Annotated in this window: 18 protein-coding genes; 1 reads left to right on the top strand and 17 read right to left on the bottom strand. The window is 34.9% G+C overall.

All coding sequences use genetic code 11. The features are described from left to right. Window positions 1–18: 18 nt before the first annotated feature. The 9 genes from LNP23_RS09185 to LNP23_RS09145 all read right to left on the bottom strand — a co-directional run bounded on the left by LNP23_RS09185 (window position 19) and on the right by LNP23_RS09145 (window position 6,780). A complete protein-coding gene (locus LNP23_RS09185; RefSeq protein ID WP_230004649.1) occupies window positions 19–678 on the bottom strand; it encodes a TerD family protein in 660 nt (219 codons plus the stop codon). Between the two features lie 19 nt (window positions 679–697). Then, the gene (locus tag LNP23_RS09180) at window positions 698–1,249 is read right to left on the bottom strand and encodes a TerD family protein (protein WP_047778542.1); all 552 of its coding nucleotides are present in this window, start codon (window positions 1,247–1,249) and stop codon (window positions 698–700) included. An 8-nt stretch (window positions 1,250–1,257) separates the two neighbouring features. Further along, window positions 1,258–2,223, bottom strand: a complete 966-nt coding sequence (locus LNP23_RS09175) for a hypothetical protein (protein WP_230004648.1) — start codon at window positions 2,221–2,223, stop codon at window positions 1,258–1,260. Window positions 2,224–2,249: 26 nt separating this feature from the next. Next, on the bottom strand, window positions 2,250–3,338 hold the full coding sequence (locus LNP23_RS09170) for a toxic anion resistance protein (protein ID WP_047778540.1): 1,089 nt from the start codon (window positions 3,336–3,338) through the stop codon (window positions 2,250–2,252). Between the two features lie 4 nt (window positions 3,339–3,342). Further along, on the bottom strand, window positions 3,343–3,951 hold the full coding sequence (locus tag LNP23_RS09165) for a TerD family protein (RefSeq protein ID WP_047778539.1): 609 nt from the start codon (window positions 3,949–3,951) through the stop codon (window positions 3,343–3,345). Window positions 3,952–3,954: 3 nt separating this feature from the next. Further along, window positions 3,955–4,509 (bottom strand): TerD family protein, encoded by a 555-nt coding sequence (locus LNP23_RS09160; protein WP_047778538.1) that lies wholly within the window; start codon window positions 4,507–4,509, stop codon window positions 3,955–3,957. A 3-nt stretch (window positions 4,510–4,512) separates the two neighbouring features. Next, the gene (locus LNP23_RS09155; RefSeq protein WP_230004647.1) at window positions 4,513–5,319 is read right to left on the bottom strand and encodes a phosphoribosyltransferase family protein; all 807 of its coding nucleotides are present in this window, start codon (window positions 5,317–5,319) and stop codon (window positions 4,513–4,515) included. Window positions 5,320–5,321: 2 nt separating this feature from the next. Further along, window positions 5,322–5,987, bottom strand: coding sequence for an HAD family hydrolase (locus tag LNP23_RS09150; RefSeq protein ID WP_230004646.1), 666 nt, complete (start codon window positions 5,985–5,987; stop codon window positions 5,322–5,324). A gap of 217 nt (window positions 5,988–6,204) precedes the next feature. Then, window positions 6,205–6,780 carry a TerD family protein gene (locus LNP23_RS09145; protein ID WP_230004645.1) on the bottom strand — a complete coding sequence of 192 codons (576 nt, stop codon included), beginning with the start codon at window positions 6,778–6,780 and terminating at the stop codon, window positions 6,205–6,207. Window positions 6,781–7,125: 345 nt separating this feature from the next. Here LNP23_RS09145 and LNP23_RS09140 point away from each other — a divergent pair, with 345 nt between their 5' ends. Continuing rightward, on the top strand, window positions 7,126–7,521 hold the full coding sequence (locus LNP23_RS09140) for a DUF983 domain-containing protein (RefSeq protein ID WP_230004644.1): 396 nt from the start codon (window positions 7,126–7,128) through the stop codon (window positions 7,519–7,521). Between the two features lie 5 nt (window positions 7,522–7,526). On the opposite strand, the gene LNP23_RS09135 is transcribed toward LNP23_RS09140, so the two are convergent. The 8 genes from LNP23_RS09135 to topA form a co-directional block, all read right to left on the bottom strand. Beyond that, window positions 7,527–8,576, bottom strand: a complete 1,050-nt coding sequence (locus LNP23_RS09135; RefSeq protein ID WP_230004643.1) for an NAD(P)/FAD-dependent oxidoreductase — start codon at window positions 8,574–8,576, stop codon at window positions 7,527–7,529. 77 nt (window positions 8,577–8,653) lie between these two features. Next, window positions 8,654–9,643, bottom strand: a complete 990-nt coding sequence (gene porN, locus LNP23_RS09130) for a type IX secretion system ring subunit PorN/GldN (RefSeq protein WP_230005149.1) — start codon at window positions 9,641–9,643, stop codon at window positions 8,654–8,656. 408 nt (window positions 9,644–10,051) lie between these two features. Continuing rightward, the gene (gene porN / locus LNP23_RS09125; protein WP_230005148.1) at window positions 10,052–11,041 is read right to left on the bottom strand and encodes a type IX secretion system ring subunit PorN/GldN; all 990 of its coding nucleotides are present in this window, start codon (window positions 11,039–11,041) and stop codon (window positions 10,052–10,054) included. A gap of 44 nt (window positions 11,042–11,085) precedes the next feature. Continuing rightward, window positions 11,086–12,627 carry a type IX secretion system motor protein PorM/GldM gene (gene porM, locus LNP23_RS09120; protein ID WP_047778529.1) on the bottom strand — a complete coding sequence of 514 codons (1,542 nt, stop codon included), beginning with the start codon at window positions 12,625–12,627 and terminating at the stop codon, window positions 11,086–11,088. Between the two features lie 52 nt (window positions 12,628–12,679). Beyond that, window positions 12,680–13,327 carry a type IX secretion system motor protein PorL/GldL gene (gene porL / locus LNP23_RS09115; protein ID WP_047778528.1) on the bottom strand — a complete coding sequence of 216 codons (648 nt, stop codon included), beginning with the start codon at window positions 13,325–13,327 and terminating at the stop codon, window positions 12,680–12,682. A gap of 60 nt (window positions 13,328–13,387) precedes the next feature. Further along, complete coding sequence (gene porK / locus LNP23_RS09110) at window positions 13,388–14,782, bottom strand: T9SS ring complex lipoprotein PorK/GldK (RefSeq protein WP_047778527.1); 1,395 nt, start codon at window positions 14,780–14,782, stop codon at window positions 13,388–13,390. Between the two features lie 263 nt (window positions 14,783–15,045). Next, window positions 15,046–16,197, bottom strand: a complete 1,152-nt coding sequence (locus tag LNP23_RS09105) for a formimidoylglutamase (RefSeq protein WP_230004642.1) — start codon at window positions 16,195–16,197, stop codon at window positions 15,046–15,048. Between the two features lie 3 nt (window positions 16,198–16,200). Beyond that, entirely contained in the window at window positions 16,201–18,717 is a 2,517-nt protein-coding gene (gene topA / locus LNP23_RS09100; RefSeq protein ID WP_230004641.1) for a type I DNA topoisomerase, read from the bottom strand. Between the last annotated feature and the right edge of the window lie 169 nt (window positions 18,718–18,886).

Here is an 18,886-nt window from a genome sequence, read left to right as displayed (position 1 = left end):
TTTATTTATAGTGGAATACTAAAGGTATGACGCTACAATTTTATGAATAGTTTGTCCTAAAAAAGTATCTGCTGTCGGGTCACCAATGGCACTAAATTTCCATTCGTTATTTCTTTTGTATAGTTTCCCCATGATGATCGAACGTTTGTTTACGTATTGCGAATCTGCAGAAACGTTATAAGAAGCAAACTCAGAAACCACTCTGGTTGGAGTTCCTTCGTACATTCTGATTTTAGCGTAAGGAATTTGAGAGAAATCTTCCGTCCCGGCATTATTCAGGAAGAAAAATATCTGGTTTACGTTTGCATTAACTTTCGATAAATCAACTGTAATAATTTCGTTATCAAGACCATCATCTCCACCGGTATCTCCGGCAAGATCATCGCCTGTATGTTTTAAAGCCCCGTCAGAGGTTAACAATTTACCTTGTGGCAAACCAAATTGCTGTAAAGCTTCTATTCTGTATAAAGGAGAATACAAATGATCACAAATTTTATTTTGGTCGTCAATAAGCACACAACTTAAATCTAAGTCGATCTCTTTTATGTTTTTAGATAATCCTAAAAAACCTTTAGTTTCGATAGCTCCCCAGTTCACACCAACACAGAAATTGGTTAGTGTTTCACCACTTGATTTTCTTAAATCAATTTTTTGTCCTTTGGTTAAGTTAATTGCCATGTTTGTAAATTGTGTTTAATTAGTTGTATTTATTTAAGTAATCTTGTAAACCACCTTTCATTCCGATACCAACTGCTTCAAATTTCCACTCTTCGTTTCTTTTGTAAATTCTTCCAAATTCAACAGCTGTTTCGATAGAGAAATCTTCATCAAGCTCGTACTTCACCAATTCTACATTAGATTGATCTAAAATTCTGATAAACGAATTTCTGATCTGGCCAAAATTTTGTCTTTTTGTATCGGCATGATGAATGGTAACTACGAAAGAAATCTCAAAAACGTCCGGTGAAATTTTTGACAAGTCTATTTGTATTTTTTCATCGTCTCCGTCTCCCGCTCCTGTTAAGTTATCTCCTGCATGAATAACCGCCTGATCCGGTGATTTTAAGTTGTTGTAATAAATAAAATGATTGTCATTTGGAAGTTTTCCATTTGCACCAACTAAAAATACTGACGCATCCAAATCAAAACTTGTCCCGGTGCTGCTTGCATTACTATCCCATCCTAAACCTACAGTAAATTTAGGCGCATCAATACTTTGTCTTTGTCCTTTCTCTAAGTTAATTGCCATTTTATTCTTTAATTAATATTAATATTCAACATTGTTTTTAAAATATTTGTTTGTTCATCAACGTTCTGTAATTCGTCCAGAAAATCTACTGATGAAATTTTTTCGTGGTATTCTTTTAACACCTCGAGAACTGTTTCGGGCAGCGTTGTTTTTATCGTACTGAGTTCTTTCTTTAACTCGGCATTTTTGGTTTTCAAATCTCTCAAAATGCTTTCTTTGGCAGAACCGTTTTTCGAAATATCAACTCCTAACGTCACTTCTTCATTCCAGAAATAAAACGATTTTTCGTTCGAGACAAAAACAAATTTGTCATTAGAATCTCTAAACTCGTAAATCTCTATGGTCTCGTTGTTGCAAACCAATCCACACAAAAACTTGATTTTAAAATTCAGGATGTTTAACCGTCCTAAAAGTTTCTTTTCAAATTTAGCATGCGCATTTTCGTATACGCTTTTATTGAATTGGGAAAGCTTTTCATATTGCTCAATTGTAATTTCTCTGTAATATTCGGCCTGAATATTTTGAGAAAAAGCCACTATGTCATTCCAATTAAAAAAACTGTCGGTATCTGAAACGAACAACTGATAGAGTTCTTCGATCTTTTTGGACATGTTTTGTGCGTGAAGCTGCATTTGTTTGGCAAACTTGGTCTCACCGATTTCTACTTTTAACTTTGATACAATATCATCATTAATATAAATCTCGTCTGTGATTAAAAGATACTGCTGCTCTTTTGATTTTTTTATTTTTTGAAACAAATCGATCAGACTGTTGGTAAACTGAATATGAAATAATTCTAATTTATTAATGTCTAATATTCGATTGTTTTGAAATAGCGTATGAATGATTTTCGTTCTTACCAAAACCCCAACAAGATCCTTGTGATTAAAGAAATTGGATAACAATTCTAAAATCACAAGTTTTCTGTTACTGTCTTTTATTATTCGAAGATAGCTCTCCTCTTCCTCCTGCATTTATCTAATTTCAAATATTCAATTCTCTAGCTTACGACGCCTTTTTTCAATTCTTGTTCCAGACTTTGTAAACCGGCATCCAATTGTCTTCTGGTTTCTGTACCTTGATCGTGTATTTGTTTTACTTCTGTCAGGGTATCGATCAAAGATTTTGTCGTCATTTTAAGTGTTTCAAGTGAAACGATGGTGTTCTCGTTTTCCCTCGCCACTTCGATACTGTTTTGTTTCAGCATTTCTGCATTCTTTTGCAAAATAGTATTGGTCGTTTCAGACACTCTTCTTTGAATCTCAATATTCTGTTTTTGTCTTTGTAACGCAACGGCCAATGTAAGTTGGTTTTTCCAAACCGGCATTGTAGTGGTCAAAATAGACTGTGCTTTTTCGGCAATAGAGGTATTGTTGTTTTGCACTACTCTAATTTGCGCCAAAGATTGCAACATGATAAAACGCACGATTTTCATATCGGCAAGACGTTTGTCTAATCGATTAATGAAAGTTCTTTTGTCTGAGATTTGATAATCCTGATAATCGGCACTTTTTCCTTCCATTACAGCAAGCTCTTCGTTCAATTCTTTAAATCGAATTTGCCCTGCAATAATGTGTTTTTCCATTTCTTTGATCAGATTCACATTACCGTCAAACATCGTTTGAAGTGCACTGTTATCTTTCACAGAATTGATCATTCCGGCTTTTACCTTATTACTGATTTTATCAATGTTTACCGTAATTCTGTCGTACTCCTGGAATAACTTTTTTACATCGGTAATTAGCTTATTCAACAAAGGAATTTTAGACAAGAACCTTTTAAACGGCCCTTGATCTAACTGATCTACGTCTACATAATTTAATTCGGTCAGTAAATCATTAATCAAAGTTCCTACCTCACCGGAATTATACGTTCTGACATTGGTCAAAAAAGTATCACTTTGTTTGGCGATCGAGTTTTGAATTTCGGCACCATAATTCAGAATCGAATTGGCGTCGTTTTCATTCAACTGATTGGAGATGGCTTTGTAATTGTTTACATCTGCTTCTGTTACAGAAGCCAGATTTACATTTCCGTCTTTATCAATTAAAGCAGTATTCTCCTGAGTAACTAATTGATTTTCTAACATGATTTTATAAGTGGTTCTGTTGAATAGTAACTATCGTTTGCTCCAGTTTTTTATCGTTTGTCGGTACACCCACTGCGCTAAATTTCCAGTCGTCGTTTCTTTTGTAAAAAACACCTAAAACCATAGATACATTTCCGGCAAAAGTGGCATCGTTTGCAATATCGTAACGTGCAAACTCTTCACTTACTCGGGTTGGAGTTCCTTCGTAAATTCTGATAGAAGCAAAAGGAATGTCTTTGAAATCCTGTCCTCTGAAACTGTTTATAAAAAAGGCAACGTGGTTAGCAGACGGTGACAGTTGAGAGAAATCTAACGTAATAACTTCGTTGTCTAATCCGTCATCACCATTTAAATCTCCTGTTAAATCATCTCCACTGTGTTTCACAGCGCGGTCATTAGAAATTAGTTTTCTAAAGTTTACAGAATCAATGTGATTTTTTTTATCATCATAGATCGCACAGCTGGCATCTAAATCTACCGCTTCTTTTTTAGTACCGAAAAATCCTTTTTTCTCAATTGCACCCCAGTTTACACCTACGCAAATATTTTGTAATTTTGTACCGTTACTTTTTTCAAGATTAATACGTTGTCCTTTTTCTAAATTAATTGCCATATCTTAGTTATATTTATTTAAGTAATCTTCTAATCCGCCTTTCATTCCGGCTCCCTTAGCTTCAAATTTCCATTGTCCGTCTTTGTTGTATATTCTTCCAAATTCAACGGCCGTTTCTATAGAGAAATCTTCTTCTAATTCGTATTTAACTAATTCAGTCGTATTCGAATCGTCTACAATACGAATGAATGAATTACGCACCTGTCCGAAATTTTGCTTTCTGTTGTGGGCATCATGAATTGTAACTACAACACAAATTTCTTTTGCTGCTGCATCAATTTTGGTTAAATCTATTTTTACTTGCTCATCATCTCCGTCTCCGTCTCCTGTCAGGTTATCTCCTGTGTGAATAACTGATTCATCCGGTGACTTTAGATTATTGTAGAATATAAAATGAGAGTCTGATAATATCTTACCGTTATCTCCCAGAATAAAAACAGAAGCATCAAGATCAAAACCTGAACCTGTACTACTGTTGTTTGTATCCCATCCTAAACCAATGGTGAATTTTGGCGCATTTATATTTTCTCTTTGTCCTTTTTGCAAATTGATAGCCATAATTTAATCTATTTTTATTACGTTAATATTGCTTTTATATTCTAAAATTTGATGGTAGTTATTACTAATTGCCAGATGAAATAATTCGTTGCTTTTTGCCGTCGGAATGCTGGCTGCCAAAAAAGCAAACTGTTCTGCGTCCAGACTCAAAATAAATTTTACAATTCTGGTATTGTACTGAAAATGCTCACTGTTAATAATAGAAACAATATCTTCTACATTGTGAACTGCAAAATAATTGTAGTGATTTTCGATTTTTGGATGAATTCCTTTGTTTACTAATTCCGCAAAATAAACAAAAACAAAATCTCCTTTTACATCATATTGATCCAGAATCTTTATTACCGTATGCTCATGGCTACCGGTTATCTTGATGTCATCAACAAAAATGCAAAGTTTGCCCTCGATAAAATTACGATCGATGTAGTAGGTATCGTTTGAGATTAATTTAACTCTCTCCTCAAAATCCAAATTTCCATAATCGGTAACATAGGTTTGATTTCTGTAAATTTTAGATTCAATACAGGCCTTTTTACCATTTTTAAACAAAAACCCATTGAGTTCTTTTTTAAAATAGTAGCATAAAAAGTTTGATGCTGTCGGAATGGACAAATAAGGACTTGGTAAAATGACAATCTCTGTATTAGACAAGATTAGGTCTTTAAATTGAACAGCAAATCCTTCAAACAATTCTTTTGCAAATTGCTCTGCATAGAATTTATCTCCAAATTTAAACCTGCTATAGGCTGCCTCCTCAAAGGGGCAGTTTTCTTTTTCTGTTATTTTGTGTAAGCTGTAACTTTTATTCACTTTTAATTTTTTAATAAATGTGCATTAAAACCAAACTCTAATGCTCCATTGTAATCTGCAATAGGATTATCTCCGATATGCAAAACATCTTTTTTTTCTATTTTTTTATAAGTCTCAATTTCATCCAATACCAATTGAAAAATCTGCTGGTTTGGTTTTGAAAACCCAACTTCATCCGAGTAAATATGAAATTTAAAATACTCCGACAACTCGTAATGTTGCAATACCTTTCTTAAAGTTCGACCTTTAATAAAGGCGGTATTGCTCAAAATGTTAATCGTTTTACCCTGATCGGTAACGTCTTTAAACATCTTTTGTATCTCCGGATAAATTAATACCGGTTTAAACTCCAGAAACAATTCTTCTGTATGATCATAAAACTGAGACAGTCGATCTGTTCCGTTTTGATCCATATCTACGTCTAAAGCGCTTAAAATTAAATAATAAATCTCGTATGTATCTAAATTTAATCCTGTTTTTTCGTTAATTGTATTGCATAAAACATCATAATACCGAACTACTTCATTTACTTTTTCAATTCCATGGTTAATTTCAAAGAAATCCTTGAATAACAAGTTCCTTCTTTGCTTAAATTCCGGATTTGATTTTATTAAAGTCAGCCACAAATCAAAAGAAAGGTGACTGTAATTTTTATAATTTATTTCCAAAAGTCTTTATTTAAAAAATGCATATTCTAAACGATATCGTTTACTCAAACCATACCTTACTGTCATAAAGTTAAGAGATTTTTTCACGCAGATTTTGCGGATTTTGCGGATTTTTTTGTTCTGTTAAAATCTACGTGAGACTTTCTTTAAGAATCCTTAATTTAATGACATTGACCCATACTCCAATTGATTCTTACTCTATTTGAAATCCCGGGTTTTATTTAATAATTTCTCCTGAGTAATATTTCTCCAGAAAAAAACTTAAATCGGCTCTATACCCGATACCGGAAGCTTCAAATCTCCAATTACCGTTTCGTTTGTACAACCTGCCAAATTCTACTCCGGTCTCTATAGAAAAATCCTCGTCTAATTCGTACTTGGCAATTTCCTGACCGTTGGCATCATCTACAATTCTGATATAAGAATTTCGCACCTGTCCGAAATTTTGTTTTCTACGTTCAAAATCTTCGATAGTCACTACAAAAAGAATTTCTTCAACAGTAGCATCTAATTTACTGAGGTCTACCTTTATTGCTTCGTCATCATCACCATCACTGTTTCCTCCTGTCGGATCGTCTCCTGTGTGCTCTAATGCTCCATCGGGAGAGTTCAGATTATTGTAAAAGACAAAATAATTTTCTCCTAAAAGCTTACGGTTTGCATTAATCATAATCGCTGAAGCATCTAAGTCAAAATCGTGTCCCGTTCCTTCATTTGGATCCCATCCTAACCCAATTGTAATCTTAAACAAGCCAATATCAATTTTTTGCCCTTTTTGTAAATTTATAGCCATTACGATATTTTAATTAGAATTTCTTAAACTATACAATGATACAAAAAAGCCCCTCATGAAAAATGTGGGAGTACGTAAAAAGAGAAATATTTATCAACAAAATCAACAAAAATCATAGAAAACAACACTATTCTGAATATTCTCCGGCAAACCTATTCAGCCCCAAAGCACTAGCGAAAATGACTCAAAATACAAACAAACGAGATTCCCAATTCCATAAAAAAGACAAACTTTATCACTATATTTACATTGAATTCGAAGCAATCAAAAAAAGACGATCGTTCAGTACGAATTATTAAAATTTTAAATCAAGTCCACACTATTTCATAAATACGCCCCATATAAATGTTCAAAAAAGGATCTAAAATAAATAGTATTTTAACAGGAAGTTGTCCAAAATGTCAAAATGAAAGCATGTATGCAGACCAAAATCCGCTTCATTTGACTAAAGTTCTCAAAATGAATGAGAACTGCAGCCATTGCGGATTAAAATATCAAATTGAACCTTCCTTTTTCTACGGTGCAATGTATGTGAGCTACGGATTAAATGTCGCAGTGGGAATTGCAGCTTTTATTGTTTCGTTCGTGTTTTTTGAGAGTACTATCGAGCAATCGTTTCTGGCTATTATTGTTACTTTAGTAGTGTTATTCCCTTTTGTTTTGCGTCTTTCAAGAAACATCTACATCAATATGTTCGTCTCTTACGATGCAAAAGCAGATCCAAAAGCAAAAAAACAATAAACTACTTATTTTCTTTTTTTATAAAAACGGTAAATATCAATCACCGGATCTAAAGGCGTTTTGTCTTCAATATAAGCAAACAAATCTTTTGCCATTGCCGGTCCGAGCATTACACCACGTGTTCCCAGCCCGTTTAAAAGGTGTAATCGTTGATGTAGGTTATGTGTACCAATAATAGGTCTTCGGTCTTTTACTGTTGGCCTTACTCCACCAAAATGCGATACAATCTCGAAATCACAATTGATGATCTCTTGAATACGCTCTGTTAATTCCGCTCTTCCTTCTGCTGTTGGAGTAGCAGTTTTGTCCTGCCAATTGTAAGTAGCACCCACTTTGTATAAATCATCTCCCAGAGGCAAAATAAAGACGCTGGTGTTCACAATAACATCCAAATCAAGATCCGGTGCTTTTATAATAAACAACTCCCCTTTTGTACCATCAAGCGGCAAATCCTGAAAAAATGGATTGGCGTGCAAACCAAAGCCTTCTGCGAAGATTACATTTCGGGCTTCAATCCCATTATAGGTTACAAAATCTTCTTCAACAATCAATTTAGAATAGTCAAATGATTCCTGTTGCAACAACTTATTCTGAATCAAATACGCCTGATATTTATCCAACAAAAGTCCTGTATCGACATAACCTGTGTGTAATACTTCACCATAATCAAAAGGCGAATCGATTCCTGTATATTTCTTAAAAATCAACTTTGTAGAAAGGAAATTAGCCAACAGTGGTTTATCAGAGGCTAAAAACCAGTTATTCTGCTCTTCAATAGAAAAGAATTTTCTGAGAATAGGAAGCCTGAAATTAAATTTGGTTTCCAATTTAGCTTCCAACTGACTGTAGAATTCATCCATCAAATCTAATTGCTCCTGTGCTTTCCAGACTTCACTAAATCGCTTTAGAATAACGGGATTGTATAAACCTCCCGCCACTCTTGATGATATTTGAGATTTATCATCAATTACTAAAATAGTTTTATGGTTTTGAAGCGCTCGTTCAGCAAACGAAATTCCGGCTAATCCTGATCCGACAATGAGATAATCAATCATATTCAATAATGGTAAAATAAAAAAAACTCTTACTACAAAGGTACTAAGAGTTTTTCTTATAATTTAATTTTACGAGCCTAGTAGGTCCACATATCTTGTTCGAGGTCGCGAATCTTTTCCTTAACCCTTTCAGCCTCCCACAATTGATAGTCGGCATTGTTTTTCATATAATCTTTTATTTCACGATCCCCATAAACGTTTTCTTCTTTGTAGATAACGGCATTAAAACGCCGCGAATTTAAAAGCTGATCGAACGAAATAGGAAGTGCCGAATTTTTATCATTAAAAGCCTTCCCTTCATGTAATACCTCGCGCGCATTGGGAAAGAAAACCCAAAACAATTCAATATAGTCCTTTTCATCACTATTCATCGTATACACATCGGGAGTTACAGGGCAAATACCCAGTAAACGATATTTCAATTCACTCTGACGTTTATCAAAATACCAATACCCTTTTATTTTATATTGGGTCACATCAGCAGCGGTAAGGTCTTGCTTCAAAATATATTCGGCAGGAACAGTTCTCGAAGCCGGAACGGTCTGATCAACATACGTCACGCTTTTCTTTTTACCGGTACCGGTCACCACTTTTTTCTTTACAATACGTGTCCTATAATCGTCCGGATATTGATTAATTAACTCTCTTCCTGCGTCCGTTGTATCAACACGGGATAATGATCCCTGAATGTCTTTCAACGATTTTTTAGTATTGAAATAACTATCCGCATAAACTTCGGTTATTTTACCGTTCCGCATCGCTTTTGTCAAAACATCATATAACGAACGTCTCTCCGAGCCAATATTGGCGGTATCAACCGGAAAGTATAATGGGAAGTTAATTTTTTCATTCAAGTCGATGATCTCCCAGACGGTCTTACCCAACAATACATCTCTGTCGTCAACATAACCATAAGCCAAAGGTTTATCATTATCTGATATACGCTGAGCGGGAGTCTTAAGTCCAATTTGATTCGCCGTTTTCGCATTAAGCAAATTGGATTGTGAGTTTGAAGTAAAACTTCCTGCAATAAAAACAATTGTTACTAAGAAAAATCTAATCTTCATCATGATAAATACTATAAGATATTAAACGTAACTCCGTACACTCACTGAATATGCATCAAGCCTCATTTTCCGCAATGCTGTCAATTTCAAAAAAGGAAAAATCTTTGTTTACTAAGCTCGTTTTTACAGAGCTACTTGTGGAGATTTCTCCTTCGTCGAAAGAACAAACGCTGTCTGTATTTTCAAAACAAACTAAATTATGACATCCAATTTTACTGCTTCACAACTTCAAGACTTGAACCCTGAATATTCTCGACACATTTATTAAAATTACAAAAAAATAACGACAATATCCTACACCACATTGAAAACCACGTATTTACACCTGAAAGCGCCTCAGATACGACCAAAAAAAAACTCTTACTACCAAGGCAGTAAGAGTTTTTCATATAATTTAATTTCAGAAACTTAGTAGTTCCACATATCTTGTTCGAAGTTACGAATCTTCTCTTTTACTCTTTCAGATTCTAACAACTGATTTTGTGCATTGTCTTTCATGTATTCTTTGATCTCACGATCTCCGTACAAGTTTTCTTCTTTGTACAAAATAGCGTTAAAACGTCTTGAGTTTAAAATCTGATCGAATGAAATCGGAAGCGCTGAGTTATTGTCATTAAAAGCTTTTGCTTCGTGCAATGCTTCTCTTGAGTTTGGATAGAAAATCCAAAACAACTCGATATAATCCTTCTCATCACTGTTCATAGTATAAACATCAGGAGTTACCGGGCAAATACCCAATAAACGATATTTCAATTCACTTTGACGTTTGTCGAAATACCAGTATCCTTTTATTTTGTACTGTGTAACATCAGCAGAGGTAAGATCTTGCTTCAAAATATATTCAGCAGGAACGGTTCTGGTAGCACCTACAGTTTCGTCAACATAAGTTACTACTTTCTTTTTACCTGTACCGGTAACTACTTTTTTCTTCACAACGTGAGTTTTGTAGTCATCAGGGTATTGGTTAATTAACTCTCTACCTGCATCAGTTGTATCGATACGTGATAATGATCCTTGGATGTCTTTCAGAGATTTTTTAGTATTAAAATAGCTATCTGAATACACTTCAGTTATTTTGCCATTTTTCATAGCTTTAGTCAAAGCGTCATAAAGAGAACGTCTGTCAGGGCCAATATTAGCCGTATCTACCGGAAAGTATAATGGGAAGTTAATTTTTTCATTTAAATCAATGATTTCCCAAGTAGTTTTCCCCATCAATACATCTCTGTCATCAACATAACCATAAGCTAATGGTTTATCATTATCGGAGATAAGCTGCGCAGGAGTTTTAAGTCCTATCTGATCCGGTGTTTTTGCATTAAGCAAATTCGATTGCGCATTAGAAGCAAAACCTCCAGCGATAGAAACAATAGCTATTAAAAAAATTCTTACTTTCATCATGATACCATTATAAGATATTGAACGTAGTTTTACCTACTTTATTATTGTATTTCGTAAATTACCGGAGCAGTTCTTGGTAATAAATAACTACCAGCTCCAACAAGTTTAGTTTTAATTTCAGAAATAGTAACTTGATCTCCTTTACCTGCTCTTGAAAGAATTTGTTTGCATTGTGCATTTAATCTGTTACCGCTAACTACAACTGTAGGTTGTCCAGTAACTTTTAAATTAAATCCAACAACATCTAAACCAACTTCAAAATCAAAATCAAGTAATTTAGCACCAATAGTAGCAATTTCTAAGTTAGATTTAGGTCCTTTAACAACACCCATCTCACCTCTAATTGTTCCTGTTGGTCCAGGAATACCTTTAATTCTGAATGTTTTCTTGTCTGTTACTTTATCACCGTTTGGCAATGTTCCAGTTACAGAAATTGTAGCTTCAGTACCTTGACCCGGGCTCATGTTATATTTACCTGGTTTACCTGCAGAAACTAATCCAGGAGCACTTGCAACAATTTTGTTTGCATCAACACCAGCGAATGATACAGAGATTGGGTTAACCACTCCTCTATAAACTACATTCATTTTATCTGCAGAAATAGTAGCAGCATTTGGTCTTGGTACTACAACATACTTCCCGGCAAATTTAAGAGGAATGTTTTTTCCGTCTTCCAAGAAAGTAAATTGACCATTAATATCTTGCTCTCCAACACCTCCGGCAGTTAATGAAATAACCGCTTGTCCGTTAACGATTTGTCCAGGACCTTGGAATGAAGTTGGTTTAGTGTTTTCGTCATAACGACCTAAAACTACCTTACCTGTAACTTTTTCTCCTTGGAAGTAAGCATTTTTGTCTAAAACAACAATTGCTTGATAATTGCTATAAGATGCAGCAGCAACCGCAGCCTTACCTAAAGCACTGTTGTAAACATCAGTTTCCAATTTAGTAACATCATTTTGCCAAGCTGAAAGTTTAGCAGCTGATGCGATTGCAGGGAAACCTTTAAAATGATAAGCTAAGTATTTTTCTTTTATACCGTCTTTGTTTTTAACATCAGATACATCAAATTTTTGATCGATCTCTGAAATAATGTTAGCGTATTTTTTATCTGATCCTAAAGCAGCTTTAATGTCTGCTTTGTATTTTTGAATTCTAGCGATAATCTCATTCCCTTTAGCAGTATAACCGTCTCCTGTAAACCAGTCGTCGATATTATCTCCTCTGTCCATAGACTCGTAAGGTAATTTACCCGTTTCTTTATCTGCTTCAAATCCTTTGATAGATTGTGCTTTTAAAGTTCCGATGTAAGCGTAAAAATCTTTTGAAACTGCTTCAATTTTGTGAGCTGTTACTGCAGCGATAGCAAATTCTCCTTTTGCTTCAGCCGCTTTTTGATCTAAGGCTGTTAATAGAGAGGTATTATTTGTAGTTGCTGTAGTGTTAGAAGCTTCGAATTTTTCGTTAAATAAACCAAAACCTGATATTACTTCTTTCGACACGTTCATTGCCAACATTGCGATGAAAACCAAGTACATCAGGTTAATCATCTTCTGTCTAGGGGTTAATTTTCCTCCTGCCATTTTTTTCTAATTAGTTCTTATTAATAATTTTAATATAGTAGTTAAAAACTAATTATCCTTTGTTACTCATTGCAGAAAGCATACCACCGTAAACATTGTTTAAAGAAGCAATGTTTGCAGTCATTGATTGCATTTGTTCTTTTAATTTAGAGGCATTGTCAGCAATTTCTTTATTAGCATCTGCATTTCTTGCAGCGCTTTCTAATTGTACTTTGTATAAGCTGTTTAATGATTCCATTTGTGCAGCAGCCATAGACAATTCTTCGCTGTATTTTTTAGTAGAAGCGATAGAATCTACAGTAGGAGCAATTCCTTTAGCAGCTGATTCGAAATTTTTAATACTGTTTCCTAAACTTGACATTAATTCACCGTCAATTTTAGCTTCTTTCAACATAACGTCTAACTTTTGAGACAACAATCCTTGGGCATCAGAAGGAGTTTCAACTTTATCCGCTTTTTTTCTAGCTTGTCCATTAGCTAATTCAGGGTAAACAAGAGTCCAGTCCAACTCTTCGTCAACAGGTTCGAAAGCAGAAAGTGCAAAGATTAACGCCTCAGTTAACAATCCGATTGATAACATCAATGTTCCTGTTAATGGTCCAATCTCAAAGTGAGTAATTTTGAATAATGCTCCAACGATTACTACTGCCGCTCCCATACCATAAGCGAAATTCATTGCTTTTTTACTTAATAATGCCATAATACTTTTTTTTAGGTTTTAATTTGAAATAGATTTGATTTGGATATTTAATTTATGAAATTACTTCTTTTTGCCAGTTACCTGAGTACCCATATAATCCTGAACGGTACGGAAACCAATATAACTTCTAGCTGAATCTGCGTATTCGTGGTCACGAGTACTTACTTGTAGGAAGTAAGCAACATCTTTCCATGATCCACCGCGAACTACTTTTCTTTGATTGTTTCCATCAATAACGTTAGGGTTCATTGTTGAAACATATTCGTATGCATTTGGATTGTAAGCTGAATCTGTCCACTCTGAAACGTTTCCTGCCATATTGTACAATCCGTAACCATTTACGTCGTAAGATTTAGCTTCAACAGTATACAAAGCCTCATCAGCTGCGTAATCTCCTCTGCTTGGTTTGAAGTTTGCCAAGAAGCAACCTCTGTCACTCTTCGTGTAAGGACCTCCCCAAGGGTATGTAGCAGATTCCAGACCTCCTCTTGCAGCATACTCCCACTCTGCCTCTGTTGGCAATCTGAAAGCATTTACTAAGTCACGTCCTTTTTTCTTAGATTTAATATAACTGTTTTTGTTCAAAGTTCTCCAAGCACAGAATGCTTTTGCTTGTTTCCAAGTAACACCAACTACAGGATAATCTCCATAAGCTTTGTGCCAGAAATAGTCATTGTGCATTGGCTCATTATAAGAGTAAGCGAAATCTTTAATCCAAACCGTAGTATCAGGGTAAACACTTACTTGTTCTGTTTTAACGAAATCTTTTCTTTTACCTACTTTAGCTTTTGCTGCAGCCTGAATATCCATCCAAGAATAACGGAATTTCAATTTATTTACATCAATTGTTCTTAAACCATTGTAAGACTCTTCGATAGGCAAATACATAGAATCCATTACTTCAGTGTAATACTCATCCGGATACGCTTTAGTATCTTTAATTAACTTAACTTTTTTATTCAATTTTCTACCTGCATATGGATCATCTTTCGTTCCTACGCTGTAGTAATTATCATACATATACTTGTCGTAAGCTGTCATTTTTTCAGGATCAGAATCGTTAAATGCATAATCAGCAATACTACCTGCTTTTTTACCTTTACCATCTCCTGCTCCTTTTTGACCTGTTTCGTCAGCTAAAATAGCCAAACGAACTCTCATTGTAGAGTCTTTTACCCACTCCACAAATTGACGGTACTCACTGTTGGTAATTTCAGTTTCGTCCATATAAAACGAACGAACTGTCACTGTTTTAGTTGGAGCATCTTCTACATTAGCCAAATCAGCATCTGATTTACCCATAATAAAAGACCCACCTGGAACCAATGTCATTCCATAAGGTTTTTCAGGATGCCATTTTCCTCCTGTAACACCAACTAACTCACCTTTATCACCTGATTTTCCACAGCCGACAACTAGGGTTAATATTGTTGCAAATGCAATAAACTTCTTCATATAAATTTGGGATTATCTATTCATTATTATAAGTCCGTAAACGTATTTATTATTTAGCTAAAAAACAATACTAGTCACGAAATTTATTTCACCGTTCAAAAATAATGTTAAATAAAATAAAAAAAAAATATTTTATCGATAAACTAACGCAAAAAATCGACGTAAAACGTTATTTTTTATACTCTATAAATTTTTTCCTACTAATGTTTCTTAACTTTTTTCTCACAACTTTAAAAAGTCCTGATTTTCGCTAAAATTTCCGTCTACAAAGCGTTTTTTCGCTGCGCTTTCCACCATCTTTCCGGTAATTCCTGATTGCAAGCAAGCAAATATTCATCGTAAGAACAGGGTAATAACGTATTTCTTTTTAATTTATTGTGACCGTTTGATTCGTAAGGAATTTCAATCCACCAACGATCGGTTTTGTCACTTTTATAAAATATCAATTCTTCCTCTTCTAAAGGAACAATATACTTTAAATAATTCGCCCTGCTTCCAAATGGGTATTCTTTGGATCGGTAGTGATATCCCTCGATAAAATACCAAACAATCTGGCCAATAATTGCCGCTTCCGGTACAGTACTGTTGTGATTAAAAACCCCAAAAGACGAAACTTTATCGCTAATTCCGGCATATCTCGCCAAGGCACAAATCTCTTTTCCATTAAAACCATTCGGCTCAAAAGAAACCATATTCCCCGAAGCCGATGACTTTACCGAATTTAAATCAATACTAACTAAATCAGCATCTCTAAAAACAGGTTCAGCCAAAGCGATTTTATTCGAAATCTCACCTAAACGGTAAGCGTCAAAAAACAGCTTTTCAATTAAATCAATTTCTTCTTGAGAATTGTAATACGTCTGAAATCCAATATTACAATAATTAAAGAGATTATTCGGTTCGTCAATAATAATTTTTGTTAAATAAGAATTCGCAGAAACCGCTTCATCGTCTTTACCAAAATCAAATTTATTATCTACCGAAACCATGTTCACCATTTGCTCCAAATCGTCATAAGCACGATACAAAGCATACGTCAAATCCTGTGAACCTCCTAAAACTATCGGAATCACTTTATTCTTAATTAAAGCTGATGTAACTTTTTTAAGTGCGAAGTACGTATCCTCTACAGAATCTCCTGCAAGGATATCTCCTAAATCTGCTATCGAAGCGTCCCAATTACCGGGAAACATACCATAAAATTTCTTTCGAACAGCTGTCAGATTTACCTCATTAACAACACCACTATTACGGCGATCTTCTAAAACACCAATAATCGCAATAGTGACTTTACTAATATCGGGAAACTGATCCTGAGTATGAAAAACAACCTTACTGCCTAATTCCTGAGAAGACAATGAACTAATGAATTTTAAAATTCCGTCATTAACCGGTTCTAGAAAATCAAATTCCATTTTTTATTTCTTTTTAGCAGCTGGTTTTTTAGCTGGAGCTTTTTTAGTTGTTGTTGCTTTTTTTGCCGGTGTCTTCTTTGCCGGTGCTTTTTTGGCGATCATTTCCTGAACCTCAGCCAATGTCAGCTTTGTAGCGTCAACCTCTTTGCTTAGTTCAATTTTAATCTTACCTTTTGTTATCACCGAACGACCCCAACGTGCTTTTTCAACTAAAATCCCTTCATCCTCCCAATTGTGAAGGACTTTATCTATATTTTTCTGTAATTTATCTTCAATCAGTTCTTCAACATCTGTTTGTGATAAATTATCAAAGTTGTATTTTTTACTTACGTTTATAAAAAGACCATTCCATTTAATGAAAGGACCAAAACGCCCCACACCTTTCTGAACCGGTTCTGCTTTGTAAACTGCAATTGGTGCATCAGCAAGTGCTTTTTCATCAATTAGTTCCTGTGCTCTGTCTTTCGAAACCCCTAATGGATCTTCTCCTCTTGGCAAAGAGATAAAAACACTTCCGTGACGTACATAAGGGCCATAACGACCATTACTCACCTCTACTTCTTCTCCTTTATATTCTCCTAAACTTTTAGGCAATAAAAACAGATTAAGAGCATCTTCTAAAGTGATGTTTCCAATATTCTGATCCGACATCAAACTGGCGAATTTTTTATCTTCATCATCCGCTTCTCCAATTTGAGCCATTGGTCCAAATTTTCCTAAACGAACAGAAACCTGTCTTCCGTCTGCATCTTTTCCTAAAATTCTTTCTCCGCTTTCACGTTCCGCATTCGCTTCCACTTCTTTTACATTCGGATGGAATTTATCGTAGAACTCCTTCATCATGACAGCCCAATCAATATTTCCTTCGGCAATCTCATCAAAATCCTGCTCTACTTTTGCCGTGAAATTATAATCAAGGATGTTTCCAAAATTCTTAACCAGGAAATCTGTTACGATAGTTCCGATATCTGTAGGAACTAATTTCCCTTTATCAGAACCTGTATTTTCTTTTAACAACTTTTCACCAACCTTACTGTTTTGCAAAGTAAGTTGGGTATAATTACGTTCCTGACCTTCAAGAGTTCCTTTTTCAACATAATTTCTGTTGATGATCGTCGAAATAGTCGGTGCATACGTAGACGGACGCCCGATTCCTAATTCCTCTAATTTTTTAACCAACGAAGCCTCTGTATAACGTGCCGGTGGTCTTGAATATCTTTCGGTAGCGGTAATATAATTGTTTGCTAATTTCTCGTTTACTTTTAATGCCGGAAGCATTCCTTCCTGCTCTTCCTCATCATCATCATGTCCTTCTAAATATACTTTTAAGAAACCTTCAAAAAGTAAAACTTCTCCTGAAGCTGTAAAAATTTCGCCGTGATTGTTGGCTTCAATTTTTACATTTGTTCTTTCTAATTGTGCATCGCTCATTTGAGACGCCAATGTTCTTTTCCAGATCAAATCGTACAAACGTGCCTGATCACGATCAATATTTACGGTGTGACGTGACATATCTGTCGGACGAATCGCCTCGTGTGCCTCTTGCGCTCCTTTGCTTTTATTGGCAAAAGTACGTGGCTTAGAGAATTCTTTTCCGTATGATTTGATGATTTCAGCTTCAGCGGCATCCATCGCATCTTTAGAAAGATTCACACTATCGGTTCTCATATAAGTAATAAGTCCCGCCTCGTATAAACGTTGTGCTAATTGCATGGTAATACCAACCGGTAAATACAACTTTCTGGCCGCTTCTTGTTGCAAAGTCGACGTTGTAAAAGGTGCTGTTGGAGATTTTTTGGTAGGTTTCGTTTCTAAATCTGCTACCTTATATATAGAACCGACATTTTGTTTTAAGAAATCTTCGGCTTCTTTTTTTGTATTGAAGTTTTTTGGCAGTTTTGCTTTGAATGTTTTTCCGGCTTCGTTAACAAATTCTGCTACTACAGAATAACTTGCTACAGCGCTAAAATTCTGAATTTCACGTTCTCTCTCTACGATCAAACGAACAGAAACGGACTGTACACGACCGGCAGACAAACCACCTTTAATCTTTCTCCATAAAACCGGTGATAATTCGTACCCCACTAAACGGTCTAAAACACGACGCGCTTGTTGAGCGTTTACTAAATTATAATCAATTTCTCTTGGATTGTCAATTGCTTTAAGAATTGCACTTTTGGTAATCTCATGAAAAACAATTCGCTTTGTCTTTTTGGTATCCAGTTTTAGTTCTTCCGCAAGATGCCATGAAATAGCTTCCCCTTCGCGGTCCTCATCACTCGCCAACCAAACCATTTCGGCATTTTTAGATAGTGTTTTCAGTTTACTTACTAAAGCTTTTTTATCAGAAGAAACTTCATATTTAGGTTTAAATCCATTTTCTACATCTACCCCTATTTCCTTTGATGGTAAGTCGGCTATATGTCCATAACTTGACTCTACCTGAAAATCACTTCCTAGAAATTTCTCTATCGTTTTCGCCTTTGCAGGTGATTCCACTATTACTAAATTCTTTGCCATTGCTCTATTTTTCTGCAACAAAAGTATCTATTTTTTTTAAATATTAACCTTGCTTATTCATTTTTGAAGTATTTTAATAATATGTTTCCAAAAATTACAGATTTATCTGTAAACATCGCGATTACATATATAGGTATAACTTTTAAGGGGTTATACTCCAAAAATAGAT

Source organism: Flavobacterium cupriresistens, from assembly GCF_020911925.1.
In the GTDB taxonomy this organism is placed as follows: domain Bacteria; phylum Bacteroidota; class Bacteroidia; order Flavobacteriales; family Flavobacteriaceae; genus Flavobacterium; species Flavobacterium cupriresistens.
Note: the sequence above shows the minus strand (reverse complement) of the source record. Positions and strands in the feature narration are given on the sequence as shown.

Excerpts from the sequence above, each read along its gene's own strand:
- LNP23_RS09170 (WP_047778540.1), bottom strand. The coding sequence starts at position 3,338 with ATGTTAGAAAATCAATTAGTTACTCAGGAGAATACTGCTTTAATTGAT.
- porK (WP_047778527.1), bottom strand. The coding sequence starts at position 14,782 with ATGAAGAAGTTTATTGCATTTGCAACAATATTAACCCTAGTTGTCGGC.
- LNP23_RS09140 (WP_230004644.1), top strand. The coding sequence starts at position 7,126 with ATGTTCAAAAAAGGATCTAAAATAAATAGTATTTTAACAGGAAGTTGT.
- LNP23_RS09145 (WP_230004645.1), bottom strand. The coding sequence starts at position 6,780 with ATGGCTATAAATTTACAAAAAGGGCAAAAAATTGATATTGGCTTGTTT.
- LNP23_RS09135 (WP_230004643.1), bottom strand. The coding sequence starts at position 8,576 with ATGATTGATTATCTCATTGTCGGATCAGGATTAGCCGGAATTTCGTTT.
- porM (WP_047778529.1), bottom strand. The coding sequence starts at position 12,627 with ATGGCAGGAGGAAAATTAACCCCTAGACAGAAGATGATTAACCTGATG.
- LNP23_RS09105 (WP_230004642.1), bottom strand. The coding sequence starts at position 16,197 with ATGGAATTTGATTTTCTAGAACCGGTTAATGACGGAATTTTAAAATTC.
- LNP23_RS09180 (WP_047778542.1), bottom strand. The coding sequence starts at position 1,249 with ATGGCAATTAACTTAGAGAAAGGACAAAGACAAAGTATTGATGCGCCT.
- porN (WP_230005149.1), bottom strand. The coding sequence starts at position 9,643 with ATGAAGATTAGATTTTTCTTAGTAACAATTGTTTTTATTGCAGGAAGT.
- LNP23_RS09165 (WP_047778539.1), bottom strand. The coding sequence starts at position 3,951 with ATGGCAATTAATTTAGAAAAAGGACAACGTATTAATCTTGAAAAAAGT.
- porN (WP_230005148.1), bottom strand. The coding sequence starts at position 11,041 with ATGAAAGTAAGAATTTTTTTAATAGCTATTGTTTCTATCGCTGGAGGT.
- LNP23_RS09160 (WP_047778538.1), bottom strand. The coding sequence starts at position 4,509 with ATGGCTATCAATTTGCAAAAAGGACAAAGAGAAAATATAAATGCGCCA.
- topA (WP_230004641.1), bottom strand. The coding sequence starts at position 18,717 with ATGGCAAAGAATTTAGTAATAGTGGAATCACCTGCAAAGGCGAAAACG.
- porL (WP_047778528.1), bottom strand. The coding sequence starts at position 13,327 with ATGGCATTATTAAGTAAAAAAGCAATGAATTTCGCTTATGGTATGGGA.
- LNP23_RS09185 (WP_230004649.1), bottom strand. The coding sequence starts at position 678 with ATGGCAATTAACTTAACCAAAGGACAAAAAATTGATTTAAGAAAATCA.
- LNP23_RS09175 (WP_230004648.1), bottom strand. The coding sequence starts at position 2,223 with ATGCAGGAGGAAGAGGAGAGCTATCTTCGAATAATAAAAGACAGTAAC.